The organism is Pseudomonas kurunegalensis (assembly GCF_030291635.1).
GTDB classification, from domain to species: domain Bacteria; phylum Pseudomonadota; class Gammaproteobacteria; order Pseudomonadales; family Pseudomonadaceae; genus Aquipseudomonas; species Aquipseudomonas monteilii.
In genome coordinates this window covers 920,190-932,225 of sequence record NZ_CP127871.1, presented here as the reverse complement: position 1 = coordinate 932,225, position 12,036 = coordinate 920,190, and the positions used below count along the sequence as shown (strand labels likewise).

General features: G+C 62.7%; 14 protein-coding genes and 1 riboswitch. Of the genes, 6 read left to right on the top strand and 8 right to left on the bottom strand.

Going from position 1 to position 12,036, the window contains the following annotated elements:
* Window positions 1–21: 21 nt before the first annotated feature.
* Window positions 22–1,704 (bottom strand): fatty acid--CoA ligase, encoded by a 1,683-nt coding sequence (locus QQ992_RS04245; RefSeq protein WP_286112323.1) that lies wholly within the window; start codon window positions 1,702–1,704, stop codon window positions 22–24.
* Between the two features lie 219 nt (window positions 1,705–1,923).
* On the opposite strand from QQ992_RS04245, the gene QQ992_RS04240 reads away from it, so the two are divergent.
* The 3 genes from QQ992_RS04240 (at window position 1,924) to QQ992_RS04230 (ending at window position 4,795) form a co-directional block, all read left to right on the top strand.
* Window positions 1,924–2,889: a 2-hydroxyacid dehydrogenase gene (locus QQ992_RS04240; protein ID WP_286112322.1), complete on the top strand. Its 966-nt coding sequence runs from the start codon at window positions 1,924–1,926 to the stop codon at window positions 2,887–2,889.
* Between the two features lie 54 nt (window positions 2,890–2,943).
* Entirely contained in the window at window positions 2,944–3,942 is a 999-nt protein-coding gene (locus QQ992_RS04235) for a methyltransferase (RefSeq protein WP_286112320.1), read from the top strand.
* Window positions 3,943–3,982: 40 nt separating this feature from the next.
* Window positions 3,983–4,123, top strand: a riboswitch (yybP-ykoY riboswitch).
* An 87-nt stretch (window positions 4,124–4,210) separates the two neighbouring features.
* Window positions 4,211–4,795, top strand: coding sequence for a TMEM165/GDT1 family protein (locus tag QQ992_RS04230; RefSeq protein ID WP_286112319.1), 585 nt, complete (start codon window positions 4,211–4,213; stop codon window positions 4,793–4,795).
* A gap of 35 nt (window positions 4,796–4,830) precedes the next feature.
* Here QQ992_RS04230 and QQ992_RS04225 read toward each other — a convergent pair whose 3' ends face one another.
* The 4 genes from QQ992_RS04225 to QQ992_RS04210 all read right to left on the bottom strand — a co-directional run bounded on the left by QQ992_RS04225 (window position 4,831) and on the right by QQ992_RS04210 (window position 6,817).
* Complete coding sequence (locus QQ992_RS04225) at window positions 4,831–5,649, bottom strand: M48 family metallopeptidase (protein WP_019099796.1); 819 nt, start codon at window positions 5,647–5,649, stop codon at window positions 4,831–4,833.
* Between the two features lie 89 nt (window positions 5,650–5,738).
* A complete protein-coding gene (locus tag QQ992_RS04220) occupies window positions 5,739–6,359 on the bottom strand; it encodes an SOS response-associated peptidase (protein WP_286112318.1) in 621 nt (206 codons plus the stop codon).
* Window positions 6,360–6,374: 15 nt separating this feature from the next.
* Window positions 6,375–6,635 (bottom strand): putative signal transducing protein, encoded by a 261-nt coding sequence (locus QQ992_RS04215; protein WP_110740557.1) that lies wholly within the window; start codon window positions 6,633–6,635, stop codon window positions 6,375–6,377.
* Entirely contained in the window at window positions 6,635–6,817 is a 183-nt protein-coding gene (locus tag QQ992_RS04210; protein WP_286112316.1) for a CPXCG motif-containing cysteine-rich protein, read from the bottom strand. Before QQ992_RS04210 ends, QQ992_RS04215 begins: the two co-directional genes overlap by 1 nt.
* Window positions 6,818–6,939: 122 nt before the next feature.
* Between QQ992_RS04210 and QQ992_RS04205 the strand changes: the two genes are divergently transcribed.
* Complete coding sequence (locus QQ992_RS04205) at window positions 6,940–8,109, top strand: 1-acyl-sn-glycerol-3-phosphate acyltransferase (RefSeq protein WP_286112314.1); 1,170 nt, start codon at window positions 6,940–6,942, stop codon at window positions 8,107–8,109.
* Between the two features lie 35 nt (window positions 8,110–8,144).
* Here QQ992_RS04205 and QQ992_RS04200 read toward each other — a convergent pair whose 3' ends face one another.
* Both QQ992_RS04200 and QQ992_RS04195 read right to left on the bottom strand, forming a co-directional pair.
* Window positions 8,145–8,405 (bottom strand): hypothetical protein, encoded by a 261-nt coding sequence (locus QQ992_RS04200; RefSeq protein WP_286112312.1) that lies wholly within the window; start codon window positions 8,403–8,405, stop codon window positions 8,145–8,147.
* A gap of 191 nt (window positions 8,406–8,596) precedes the next feature.
* Window positions 8,597–9,181 carry a YajG family lipoprotein gene (locus QQ992_RS04195; protein ID WP_016713289.1) on the bottom strand — a complete coding sequence of 195 codons (585 nt, stop codon included), beginning with the start codon at window positions 9,179–9,181 and terminating at the stop codon, window positions 8,597–8,599.
* 145 nt (window positions 9,182–9,326) lie between these two features.
* On the opposite strand from QQ992_RS04195, the gene QQ992_RS04190 reads away from it, so the two are divergent.
* Both QQ992_RS04190 and mqo read left to right on the top strand, forming a co-directional pair.
* Window positions 9,327–9,560 carry a hypothetical protein gene (locus QQ992_RS04190; RefSeq protein WP_286112310.1) on the top strand — a complete coding sequence of 78 codons (234 nt, stop codon included), beginning with the start codon at window positions 9,327–9,329 and terminating at the stop codon, window positions 9,558–9,560.
* Between the two features lie 600 nt (window positions 9,561–10,160).
* Complete coding sequence (gene mqo, locus QQ992_RS04185) at window positions 10,161–11,669, top strand: malate dehydrogenase (quinone) (protein ID WP_105945639.1); 1,509 nt, start codon at window positions 10,161–10,163, stop codon at window positions 11,667–11,669.
* Between the two features lie 56 nt (window positions 11,670–11,725).
* Here mqo and QQ992_RS04180 read toward each other — a convergent pair whose 3' ends face one another.
* Entirely contained in the window at window positions 11,726–12,016 is a 291-nt protein-coding gene (locus QQ992_RS04180) for a PA4642 family protein (RefSeq protein WP_286112308.1), read from the bottom strand.
* Window positions 12,017–12,036 lie beyond the last annotated feature (20 nt).

Here is a 12,036-nt window from a genome sequence, read left to right as displayed (position 1 = left end):
CGTTCGCGACCCGCACGGCGGTTACAGCGTGGAAAGGAAAGCGCTGTTGCTGGCTTGCCACTGGACGATGTCCTGGCGGATGCGTTTCTTGTCGAGCTTGCCGACACTGGTCTTGGGAACTTCAGTAACAACGGCGATCTGGCTGGGAATCGCCCACTTGTTGATGTGCCCTTGCTCGACGAACGGCTTGAGGTGTTCCTTGAGCGCCTTGGCATCGATGGCCTGGCCGTCGCGCACCACCAGCAGGGCAAACGGGCGCTCGCCCCACTGCGGGTCGGCCACCCCGACCACCGCCACTTCACGTACGGCTGGGTGGCGGCTGATCAGGTCTTCCAGATCGAGTGAGGAGATCCACTCGCCACCGGTCTTGATCACATCCTTGATACGATCACGAATGTCGATATAGCCCATGCCGTCGAGGGTGGCGACGTCACCGGTGTGGAGCCAGCCGCCCTGCCACAGCTCCTCGCTCTTTTCCGGCTCTTTGAAATAACCCATGGTCAGCCACGGCGCACGCAGCACCAACTCGCCCTGGGTCTCGCCATCGGAAGGAAGGAAGTTGCCGTCGCCATCGACAATCGCCGCCTCGACCAGTGGCACCGGCACGCCGGCCTTGATGCGGTAGGTGATGCGCTCGTCTTCGCTACCGGCCTGCAGTTCGTCGTTCAGGTGCGCGGCGGATATCAGCGGGCAGGTCTCGGACATGCCGTACGCTGCAGTTAGCTGAATACCCCGGGCCAGGGCTGCCTGGTACAACGAGCGGTTGAGCGCGCTGCCGCCGATGATGATCTTCCAGCCGCCGAAGTCCTGGCCCTGCGAGGTCGGGCAGTTGAGCAGCATCTGCAGAATGGTCGGTACGCAATGAGAGAACGTGACCTTCTCCTCGCGCCACAGCTTGACCAGCATGTCTGGCTCATAGCGCCCGGGGTACACCTGCTTCATGCCGAGCATGGTGGCGGCGTAGGGGATGCCCCAGGCATGCACATGGAACATCGGAGTAATGGGCATGTACACATCGTTGCTGCCCAGCAGGCGCACGCTGTCGATACTGCCGGTGACCGAAGCCTCGGCCAGCGTGTGCAGCACCAGTTGCCGGTGGGTGAAATACACACCCTTGGGGTTGCCGGTGGTGCCGGTGGTGTAGAAGGTGGTGGCCACCGAATTTTCATCGAAGTCGGGGAAATCGTAGTGCGGGCTGGCAGCGGCCAGCAATTGCTCGTATTCGCCCACCAGGTTGGGTAGCTCGGCGGTCTTGTCCGGGCCATCGGTCAGCAGCAGGGTCTTGTCGACGGTGGTCAGCTGCCCGGCAATACCCTGGTAGAGGCCGACGAAATCACTGTTGACCAGCACCACGCGGTCTTCGGCGTGGTTCATGGTGTAGAGGATCTGCTCGGGCGACAGGCGCACGTTGATGGTGTGCACCACGGCGCCGATCATCGGGATGGCGAACATGCATTCCAGGTAGCGGTGGCTGTCCCAATCCATTACCGCCACGGTGTCACCGGCCTTTACCCCGGCCTCGGTCAGCACATTGGCCAGGCGCGCGATACGTTCGTTGAGCTGTGGATACGTCAGCCGCAACTGGTCGCGATAGATGATTTCACGGGTCTTTTCATAGCGGCTACCGGACATCAGCAGGCGCTTGATCAGCAGTGGGTAGGCGTAGGCGCCCTCGGCGGGCTTGATGATGCGGGTCTGCAACATGGGTATCCCTTTTCTGAAAAGCGAGCCGGACAAGTCTGACAACTACTGTAGTGCGGCAATGTGACGGCTAAATCAGCCGAAGGAATGATTTGCGAGCCAAAGGTATGAGTGGCAGGCGTTGACGGGCGGTAACCCCGGGCTAGACACTGCGCCTGTAGACGCGGGCGTGCCCGCGAATGGCCATAACACCAATACCCCGCCCTGCCACCGGAGCCCCCCATGCCCAGCCCGCGTCGCGCCGTGTTTCTTGATCACCAGTCCCTGGACCTTGGCGACCTCGACCTCTCGCCCCTGAAGCAGCAGTTCGATGAATTCGAGCTGTTCGCCGCCACCCGTCCCGACCAGGTGGCAGAGCGCCTGCAAGGCGCGGTCGCAGTGGTCAGCAACAAGGTCATGCTCGACGCCCCCACCCTGGCCGCCAACCCGCAGCTCAAGCTGATTCTGGTGGCCGCCACCGGCACCAACAATGTCGACCTGGCAGCGGCGCGCGCCCAAGGCATTACCGTCTGCAACTGCCAGGGTTACGGCACGCCGTCCGTCGCACAGCACACCCTCGCCCTGCTGCTGGCCCTGGCCACCCGCCTGTGCGACTACAACCAGGCAGTAGCCGACGGCCAATGGGCCAAGGCCAGCCAGTTCTGCCTGCTGGACTTCCCCATCATCGAGCTGGAGGGCAAAACCCTCGGCCTGCTCGGTCACGGCGAGCTCGGCGGCGCGGTGGCGCGGCTGGCCGAGGCCTTTGGCATGCGGGTACTGAGCGGGCAGATTCCCGGCCGCCCGGAACGTGACGACCGGCTGCCACTGGACGAACTACTGCCGCAAGTGGACGCCTTGACGCTGCATTGCCCACTGAACGAGCACACCCGGCATATGCTCGGTGCCCGCGAACTGGCCCTGCTCAAGCCCAGTGCGCTGGTGGTCAACACTGCCCGTGGCGGCCTGATCGACGAACAGGCGTTGGCCGACGCCCTGCGCAAGGGCCACTTGGGCGGCGCGGCCACCGATGTGTTGAGTGTGGAGCCGCCGGTCAACGGCAATCCGCTGCTCGAACCGGGCATCCCGCGCCTGATCATCACCCCGCACAGCGCCTGGGGTGCGGTAGAGTCGCGCCAGCGTATCGTCGGCCAGCTCAGCGAGAACGCTCAGGCCTTCTTCGCCGGGCAGCCACGCCGCGTGGTCAGCTGAGCCCGGCGCCCGCCTCTGCTACACTGCGCCACTTTTTTCCAGGAGGCGTCGTCCATGGACCCGCGCAGTGAAGTGTTGCTCCGCCAGGCAGAGCTGTTCCAGGGGCCGCTGCTGATCGCTGGCGCCCCCGCCGACGGCCTGCTCGCCCACTTGCCACAGGCCAAGGCCTGGACTTGGCACGCCGGCGACCAGGCCATGCTCGACAGCCGCTTCGCCGGCCGCAGCCATTACGGAGTCGAGCCGCCTGAAATGGCATTCGACAGCGCCGTGCTGTTCCTGCCCAAGTCCCGTGAGCTGGCGGCCTACCTGTTGAATGCCCTGGCATCGCGCCTGGCCGGCCGTGAGCTGTACCTGGTCGGCGAAAAACGCGGCGGCATCGAAGGTGCGGCCAAGCAGCTGCAAGCCTTTGGCAAACCGCGCAAGCTCGACAGCGCCCGCCACTGCCAGCTGTGGCAAGTGACCATCGAGCACGCACCCGAGGCGAAGCCGCTGGCAAGCCTGGCCGAGCACTTCGAGCTGGCGCTGGAAGACGGCCCCTTGCAGGTGGTCAGCCTGCCGGGCGTATTCAGCCACGGCCGCCTCGACCGCGGCACTGCCCTGCTGCTCAAGCACCTCGACGGCCTGCCAGGCGGCCATGTGCTGGACTTCGGCTGCGGCGCAGGGATATTGGGCGCCACGGTCAAGCGCCGTTATCCACAAAGCCGGGTAACGCTGCTGGATGTGGACGCCTTCGCGGTAGAGGCCAGTCGTCTGACGCTGGCTGCCAACGGCCTGGAGGGGGAGGTGATCAGCGGTGATGGGATTGATGCGGCACCTGCCGAACTGAGCCTGATTCTGAGCAATCCGCCGTTCCATACCGGGGTGCACACCAATTACCAGGCCTCGGAGAACTTGCTGAAAAAATCTGCCGTTCATCTGCGAAAAGGTGGCGAAATGCGCTTGGTCGCCAACAGCTTCCTTCGCTACCAACCGCTGATCGAAGGGGCATTGGGTAACTGCCAGGTACGCGACGAGGCCGACGGCTTCCGTATCTACCAGGCAACCCACGGATAAAAAACAGCGCTTGCCGAAAGCGTTTTGCCTAGGCAGAATCCGCACCGTCCTAGGGGAGTAGTCTCCCGCGAGCGCACTGCTCGCCCGGTACGCGTCAACATACTTGGTCCACAGACCATGGCGCGTGCGACCCACCATGCCAGCCTGCATGGAGAGATCCGCGTAGACGGATCCAGGGTTTGACAAGACCTATGACACGCACACCTTACCCGGGGCGGGGAGGCTGTACGTGTCATAGCCGTGTCGACCCGCCCCCGTAGGAATCCTGATGCTGGAATCTCTGTTGGTCCCCACCGCTATCGTTGCGTTGGCCGAAATCGGCGACAAGACGCAACTGCTCGCACTCATTCTTGCTGCCCGCTTCCGCAAGCCTTGGCCGATCATCGCCGGCATCATCGCCGCCACCCTGGCCAACCATGCTGCGGCCGGTGCCGTGGGCGCGTGGTTCGGCAGCTTCTTCAGCGACTCGGCCCTGCACTGGATCCTGGCCGCGAGCTTTGCCGCCACCGCGCTGTGGACACTGGTACCGGACAAGATGGATGACGACGAAAACCCGGCACGTCGCTTCGGGCCGTTCCTGACCACGCTGATCGCGTTCTTCCTGGCCGAAATCGGTGACAAGACCCAGGTTGCAACCGTGATGCTGGCTGCGCAGTATCCGCACCTGATCATGGTGATTATCGGTACCACGCTGGGCATGCTGATTGCCAACGTGCCGGTGGTTCTGGCGGGTAACTTCGCGGCAGACAAGCTGCCACTGACGCTGATTCGTCGCCTGGCGGCCACGGCGTTCTTCGTGCTGGCGATCGTGGCCGTCTATTCGGCGATGAAGGCCAGTGGCTGGATCGGCTAAATGCTGATGGGGCCGCTCTGCGGCCCCTTGCAGCCTTACTGCTTGGCCGCTGCCTGATACAACGGCATCACTTTCGGAATCGCCGCCTGCAACGAAGCGATACGGCTTTCAGAAGCCGGGTGAGTGCTCATGAACTCTGGCGGCGCGCCTTCGGAAGCCTTGCTCATCTTGTTCCACAAGGTGATCGCGGCATTCGGGTCATAACCCGCACGGGCCGACAGCTCCAGGCCGATCAGGTCGGCTTCGTTCTCGTTGGCCCGGCTGTTGGGCAGGGTCATGGAGTAGTTCACCACGGCATCGGCCATGGCCATGCTGCCCTCGCCCAGGCCCAAGAGGGCACCGGCACCCTGGCGGGCCATTTGCACGCCATAGGCCTTGGACATCGCCTCGCGGCTGTGCTCACGCAGGGCGTGGGCAATTTCATGCCCCACCACGGCGGCAATTTCCGCATCGGTGAGCTTGAGCTGATCGATCAGCCCGGTGTAGACGATGATCTTGCCGCCCGGGCCGCAGTTGGCATTCAGTTCGTCGCTCTTGATCACGTTGACTTCCCAGTTCCACTGCGCGGCATCCGGGCGGAACTTGGGCGCCTGGGCGATCAGGCGGTTGGCGATGACCTGCACGCGTTTGGCATCGGCGCTGGACTTGTCGAGCACACCCTTGCTCGATGCTTCGCCCAAGGTCTGCTGGTACGACTGGGCGTACATCTGGTTGACCTCATCGGTCGAAAGCATGCTGAACATGTACTGCTGGCGCTGTACGCCGACCGCACCGCCGCTGGTGGTGTTCACCGCCTGGCAGCCGGCCAGCAGGATGCCAGCACTCAACAGGCTGACAACAAAAGACTTACGCATGAAAACACTCCCTATCCACATGCGGCGTATCCTAGGCCGACTCGCCTGTGGCTGCCATAGCCGCAGGGAAGATTTTATCGACCAGCGCATCAGGCTGGGGTCAGGCACTCCGGCGCATCCAGCTTCGGGTCATTGACGAAATTGGCCAGGGCCCGCTCGCGCAGCTGTGCCGCAGGGCTGGCCAGCAACTCGTGCAGGCGGGTAATCGGCGTATCCGGGTCGAGCCAGGCCGCCTGCCCCGCCTCATCCAGTATCAGCGGTCGACGCTGGTTCATGGCCGCCTGGGTCACCACCGCACAGCTAAGCCACACCTGATCCTGCACGGGATAGGCCTCCCACACCGCCGCAAAGTACAGCGACGAGCCCTCCCCCGGGGTCAACCAGTACGGGCGTTTACGCACGCTGCCACGCCATTCGTAAAAGCCGTTGGCCGGCATCAGGCAGCGGCGCTGGCGAAACGCCTCGCGGAACATGGGTTGCTCGGCCAGCGTTTCAGCGCGGGCATGGGCGGGGGTGCGGGACAGGTCGGTAAGCCAGGCCGGGGTCAGCCCCCAGCGCGCCTTGGCCAGTTGCTGCTGGCCGTCGAGCTGGCGCTGGATCAGCACCGTGGCACCGGGAGCAATGTTCCATTGGGCCGGCTGGCCTTCAGGAAAACCAGGCAGGCTGGCCAGCGCCTGGGGCCAGCGAAACAGGGCGTAACGTCCACACATGGGCGAATTCAGAACCTAGCAGATCAAGGTACCGGGGAAACTCTCCGGTTCGTCGCCAACCAGTGGCTGGGCATCATTGTACGCATCGATCAGCCGCCGTGCGTACTCGGCCTGCTCATCCGCTACCGCAAGCCCCAGCAAGCCTTGCATCGGCAACTCGCCCACACCGCCCATCAGGTCACGGCCCACCAGTTGCACGTCGACACCCTCGCTGGCCAGCATCCCGATCAGCATTTCGGCTTCGAGCAGGTTTTCCGGTTCATAGATCCGCCGCATCAGTCGTTCTCACCGTAGACATCCAGCATCCACTCCTCGCCATGAACCTGCAGCACGAAGCGGATAGGCTTGCAGCATACCTGGCAGTCCTCGAAGTACTCCTGATCGCCGCCGGACAGGTCCACCGTGGTTTCGACTTCTTCGCCACAATAAGGGCAATCGTAGATCGCAGTTTCCAGCATCGCGGCCTCCGGGGTGACTTATGCGTATAATTGCCGGTCTGTTTACAGGGCCAGTGTGTGTCCGAGCCGTTTTTCGGAGCCCGCCCCTACCTTATTACCCTAGCCGTTTCCAACAAGAGAGCATGATGGGCGAATTCGATGCCATCCGACCGTACGACGACGCTGAGGTCCCTGCCGTTCTGGCACGCCTGCTCAGCGACCCGGCATTCCTCGATATCCTCACCCACTTCCGCTTCCCGCGTGCGGCCGGTGCTCTCGGCTGGTTGCTCAAACCGCTGATTGCCCGCCGCCTGCGCAAGGAATTCGCCGGCGTCACCTGCGTTTCCACCTTGCAGGACAAAGTCGAGTACTACGTCGACCAGACTATCGACCGTGCCACCGACGGCGTCACCTATTCGGGCGTGGAACAGCTCAAGGCCGGCACTGCCTACCTGTTCCTGGCCAACCACCGTGACATCGTCATGGACCCCGCCTTCGTCAACTATGCGGTGTACCACGCCGGCCTGCCCACGCCGCGCATCGCCATTGGTGACAACCTGCTGCAAAAGCCCTTTGTCAGCGACATGATGCGCCTGAATAAAAGCTTCATCGTGCACCGTTCGATCAGCGGGCGCCGCGAGAAGTTGGCGGCTTACCAGCTACTCTCGGCCTACATCAACCACTCGATCCGCAACGATGCCACCTCGATCTGGATCGCCCAGGCCGAAGGGCGGGCCAAGGACGGTGACGACCGTACCGACTCGGCGATCCTCAAGATGTTCCACATGAGCCGCAAGGACGAGCCGTTCGGTGCGGTGATCCAGAGCCTGAACCTGATACCCGTTTCGATCAGCTACGAATACGACCCGTGCGACCAGGCCAAGGCCCGCGAGCTGTACATCCGCGCCACCACTGGTACCTACACCAAGGCGCCTGGCGAGGATGACAACAGCATCGCCAAAGGCATTACCGGGTACAAAGGCCGGGTGCACATCAACTTCGCACCACCGGTGACCGAATACCACGAGGACACCAAGCAGCTGGCGGCGGAAATCGACCGGCAGATCCTGGGTGGCTACCGGCTGTTCCCGGTGCATTACCTGGCGTATGCGATGTGGGACGGCAAGGACGATACCCTGCAAGTGCCGAGTGCCGAGAAGGTGTTCCCGGCCGATGAACTGGCCAAGGCCAAGGAAGAATGGCAGCGCCGGCTGGATGCCTGCCCTGAAGAGCAGCAGCCGTACCTGGTGTTGCAGTATGCAACGCCGGTGCGTAACCAGTACCAGGTCAGGCAACAGGCACCTGTAGCCTGAAAGATTGCCGGGGCTGCTTTGGCAGCCCCAGATTCTCAGACCCAGGTGCTGAACCAGGACAGCAGCAGCGCCATCGCCAGGCACGAGAAACCGAGGATATAGAAGTACTTCGGCACTCGAAGGTCGAATGCATCCACCACACCCTCATCCACCGCCATGTATTCACGGGTCTCGGCATCACGCCGCCGTGCACTGTGCAGCAGCAACCCGCCCGGGCAGGTCAGCAATAGCGCCAGCAGGTTGATCCATTTGGCGGGATGGGCGACCAGGAACCCCCAGAGCACTTGCAAGGACATCACGCGACCTCGATGTGAGCAGCAACAAAGGCCCGCATTCTACCCAAGTCGCTGTTCGCCACCCGATTGGGGCGACAAAGTGTCATTAAATTTCATCTGCCATGAGCTCGTCATCAGAACAGGCCCGCGCAGACAACAAAAAACCCGCTGCATGGAGCCCAGGCAGCGGGTTTTCTTTTATTGCTGAAGGCTTACTGCCCCAGCACCTGCCCGATGGTCGGGTCCTTGAACATACGAGTCAGGGCATCGCTCAGCACATCGCCCACCAACTGGGTGTTGGTGTCCTGGTTCGGCGCCATGCCGAAACGCTGGTCCAGCGAAGCACCGTAACGGCCGCTGTAGCTGCGGCCGCCGTTGCGCACGTCGGCACGGAAGGTGGCGCCGATGGTAGCTTCGGTCACGTACAGGTTGTCTTTGGGCGACTGGTATTTCAGCTCGGCCAGGGTCACGGTCAGCTGCGGTGCGTTATAGGCATTTGGCGTCGGGGTGAAACCGAGCAGGCGCACGGCAGCTTCGGCCTGGGCTTGCAGCTTGGGCACCACGTCGTTACCGCTGACGCTGATGGTGCTGGTTTCGGGGTACATGCCACCACGGGTACCCAGGGACTGCGAAGCCCGGCCGTCAACCACCCGGACCACCACCGGCTGGCCATGGCCGACCGGTGTGAGCTGGGCCTTGAGCGTGGGTTGCGGGTTGAGTTGTTGCGGGCTGTGGGCACAACCGACCAGGCTGAGGCTGGCCACGGCGATCAAACCGAACAACAGACGTTGCAACATGCGCGTTTCTCCAGAAAATGCGGCTAAGGCGCACAGTATACCTAGGCACGCATCGACCAGTCATCGGTCCGGCCCGCTTGTCACAATCGTTTCATGGCCACGCCGTTATCCTTGCGCCAAGCCCTCACGCAAAGGACTCCCCGCCATGGCCTCGCTCTGGACGCTGCTCTTCCAACGCCCGCGCCACAACGCCTATGCTCGCCTCGATGCCCACGGCAAATGCGTGGCCTTCAAGCAATGCAGCCAGGCACCCAGCGGCAGCGGCTGGGTCCAAATCGGTGAAATCCAGCTGGCCTGGCTGGGCCGCGAACTGCCTGCCGACGCCCGGGTTTGCGCCCGCGCAAGCCGCCGCTGGCATCAGCGCATCCTCGCGGTCTGACAAACGCTGCAATAAAAACCACGAATGGCGACATTTCTGCCCGCGACATCGCTATAATCTCCCCCCGATTATAAGGACGTCTCCTGATCGGGCCCCGCACTCGCCGATTGACCCCGGCAACTTCACCGCTTCGCCCACAGAGAGCCTTCCACTCAGGTCTTGCATCGGCTGTCGTGCCTGCTTTTCCGGCCCTTCACACTGCATGAACCTGCGGGTTGCCATCGCGCAGTCCCCCTTTGAGGTTCACGTCTCCAAAAGAGCGTGAAAAAACGGTTTTCACAACTTCACAAGAGTGTGGCGAGCAAATGAACAGTCTGGCATGTGCAAAAGCGGCAGATGTGTCCCGAACAGCCCTGAACAGGCGGCAAATGCGCTCATCCCGTATGAGTGTCTGAACCGTTCCATAACGCACGCACGACACCTTGACCATAAGTCGAATTGCCGCAGCTGTGGCAAACGGCGTTCAATACCCGAACCCGAAGACTGATTGGCGGTGTCCGCGGAAGTTGCAAGAACTGCGAAAAGTCGGACATGGCGACCCTGGCGAACCCAGGTCCTATGCTGTCAATTAGGTAGCTGTAGATTGTGGAGACGCGTTAAATGGCGCAGAACGAATCGGTTGATGTGGTACTGGTAGGCGCGGGCATCATGAGTGCCACCCTGGCCGTACTGCTCAAGGAGCTCGACCCGACCCTGAAGCTTGAGGTCGTCGAGGCGATGGACTCCGGAGCCGCGGAAAGCTCCAACCCCTGGAACAACGCAGGCACCGGCCACGCCGGTCTGTGCGAGCTTAACTACACGCCCCAGGCCGCCGATGGCAGCATCGACATCAAGAAGGCCGTGCACATCAACACCCAGTTCGAGGTTTCGCGCCAGTTCTGGGCTTACCTGAGCAAGAAGGGCAACTTCGGCTCGGCACGTGCGTTCATCAACCCTGTCCCGCACCTGAGCTACGTCGAAGGTGACAAGGGTGTTTCCTTCCTCAAGAAGCGCTTCGAGCTGCTCAAGCAGCACCATGCCTTCGCCGACATGGAATACACCGAAGACAAGGCCGTGATGAACGACTGGATGCCGCTGATGATGCCTGGCCGCCCGGCCGACCAGCACATCGCCGCTACCCGCGTGGCCAAAGGCACCGACGTCAACTTCGGCGCCCTGACCAACAAGCTGCTCAAGCTGCTGGGCGACTCGCAGGACGCGCAGGTCAAGTACAGCAAGAAGGTCGTCGGCCTGCGCCGTAACGGCAGCGGCTGGACCGTGAGCATCAAGGACGTCAACAGCGGCGGCAGCCGTGAAGTCGACGCCCGCTTCGTCTTCCTCGGCGCCGGTGGCGCGGCCCTGCCGCTGCTGCAGCTGTCGGGCATCCCGGAAAGCAAAGGCTTCGGCGGCTTCCCGGTCAGCGGCCAGTGGCTGCGTTGCGACAACCCGGAAATCGTCAAGCAGCACCAGGCCAAGGTCTACAGCCAGGCCGCCGTAGGCGCCCCGCCGATGTCGGTGCCGCACCTGGACACCCGCGTTGTGGACGGCAAGACTTCGCTGCTGTTCGGCCCGTACGCTGGCTTCACCACCAAGTTCCTCAAGCACGGTTCGCTGATGGACCTGCCGCTGTCGGTGCGCATGGGCAACATCGGCCCGATGCTGGCCGTGGCCCGCGACAACATGGACCTGACCAAGTACCTGGTCAGCGAAGTGATGCAGTCGATGGAGCAGCGCCTGGAAGCCCTGCGTCGCTTCTACCCGCAGGCCAAGGCCGAAGACTGGCGCCTGGAAGTGGCTGGTCAGCGCGTGCAGATCATCAAGAAAGACCCGAAAAAAGGCGGCGTGCTGCAGTTTGGTACCGAGCTGGTCTCGGCCCAGGACGGCAGCCTGGCCGCACTGCTCGGCGCATCGCCAGGTGCTTCGGTGACCGTGTCGATCATGCTGGAACTGATCGAGCGCTGCTTCCCCGAGCAGGCCAAAGGTGCCTGGGCTGCCAAGCTCAAGGAAATCTTCCCGGCGCGCGAGAAGACGCTGGCGACCGATGCCGCGCTGTACCACAAGATCAGTGCCGACAACGACGTGGCGCTGGACCTGGTGGAAAGCAGCCCGGCAGCCAAGCATTACGCTTAAGCCGGCCTGAAACGAAAAAACGCCCCTCGGGGCGTTTTTTTGTGCCTGGGCCGTTATCAACCGCGGGCGTTATCGATGATCTCGATGTACTCCGGCGCATTGCGCTGGTCGGCAATCTGCTCGACGAAGGTCTTGCCATGCTCGTCCTTGCCATCCAGGTCCAGGCCCGCTTCGACGAAGAAGCCGACAAAGCGCTCGAAGTCATCGATGCGCAGGCCACGGTAGGCCTTGACCAGCTTGTGCAGCGACGGCGAGGTCACGCCATCGGCCGGCTCGAACTGAAGGAACGACTTGATGTAGTCGTCGCTGATTTCGTCACCGATTACCTGTTTCTTGTCTTTACGCATTGCCGACTCCAACTGGACCA

Coding starts and splice junctions, on each gene's coding strand:
- QQ992_RS04245 (WP_286112323.1), bottom strand. CDS start 1,704: ATGTTGCAGACCCGCATCATCAAGCCCGCCGAGGGCGCCTACGCCTAC.
- QQ992_RS04240 (WP_286112322.1), top strand. CDS start 1,924: ATGCCCAGCCCGCGTCGCGCCGTGTTTCTTGATCACCAGTCCCTGGAC.
- QQ992_RS04235 (WP_286112320.1), top strand. CDS start 2,944: ATGGACCCGCGCAGTGAAGTGTTGCTCCGCCAGGCAGAGCTGTTCCAG.
- QQ992_RS04230 (WP_286112319.1), top strand. CDS start 4,211: ATGCTGGAATCTCTGTTGGTCCCCACCGCTATCGTTGCGTTGGCCGAA.
- QQ992_RS04225 (WP_019099796.1), bottom strand. CDS start 5,649: ATGCGTAAGTCTTTTGTTGTCAGCCTGTTGAGTGCTGGCATCCTGCTG.
- QQ992_RS04220 (WP_286112318.1), bottom strand. CDS start 6,359: ATGTGTGGACGTTACGCCCTGTTTCGCTGGCCCCAGGCGCTGGCCAGC.
- QQ992_RS04215 (WP_110740557.1), bottom strand. CDS start 6,635: ATGCGGCGGATCTATGAACCGGAAAACCTGCTCGAAGCCGAAATGCTG.
- QQ992_RS04210 (WP_286112316.1), bottom strand. CDS start 6,817: ATGCTGGAAACTGCGATCTACGATTGCCCTTATTGTGGCGAAGAAGTC.
- QQ992_RS04205 (WP_286112314.1), top strand. CDS start 6,940: ATGATGGGCGAATTCGATGCCATCCGACCGTACGACGACGCTGAGGTC.
- QQ992_RS04200 (WP_286112312.1), bottom strand. CDS start 8,405: ATGTCCTTGCAAGTGCTCTGGGGGTTCCTGGTCGCCCATCCCGCCAAA.
- QQ992_RS04195 (WP_016713289.1), bottom strand. CDS start 9,181: ATGTTGCAACGTCTGTTGTTCGGTTTGATCGCCGTGGCCAGCCTCAGC.
- QQ992_RS04190 (WP_286112310.1), top strand. CDS start 9,327: ATGGCCTCGCTCTGGACGCTGCTCTTCCAACGCCCGCGCCACAACGCC.
- mqo (WP_105945639.1), top strand. CDS start 10,161: ATGGCGCAGAACGAATCGGTTGATGTGGTACTGGTAGGCGCGGGCATC.
- QQ992_RS04180 (WP_286112308.1), bottom strand. CDS start 12,016: ATGCGTAAAGACAAGAAACAGGTAATCGGTGACGAAATCAGCGACGAC.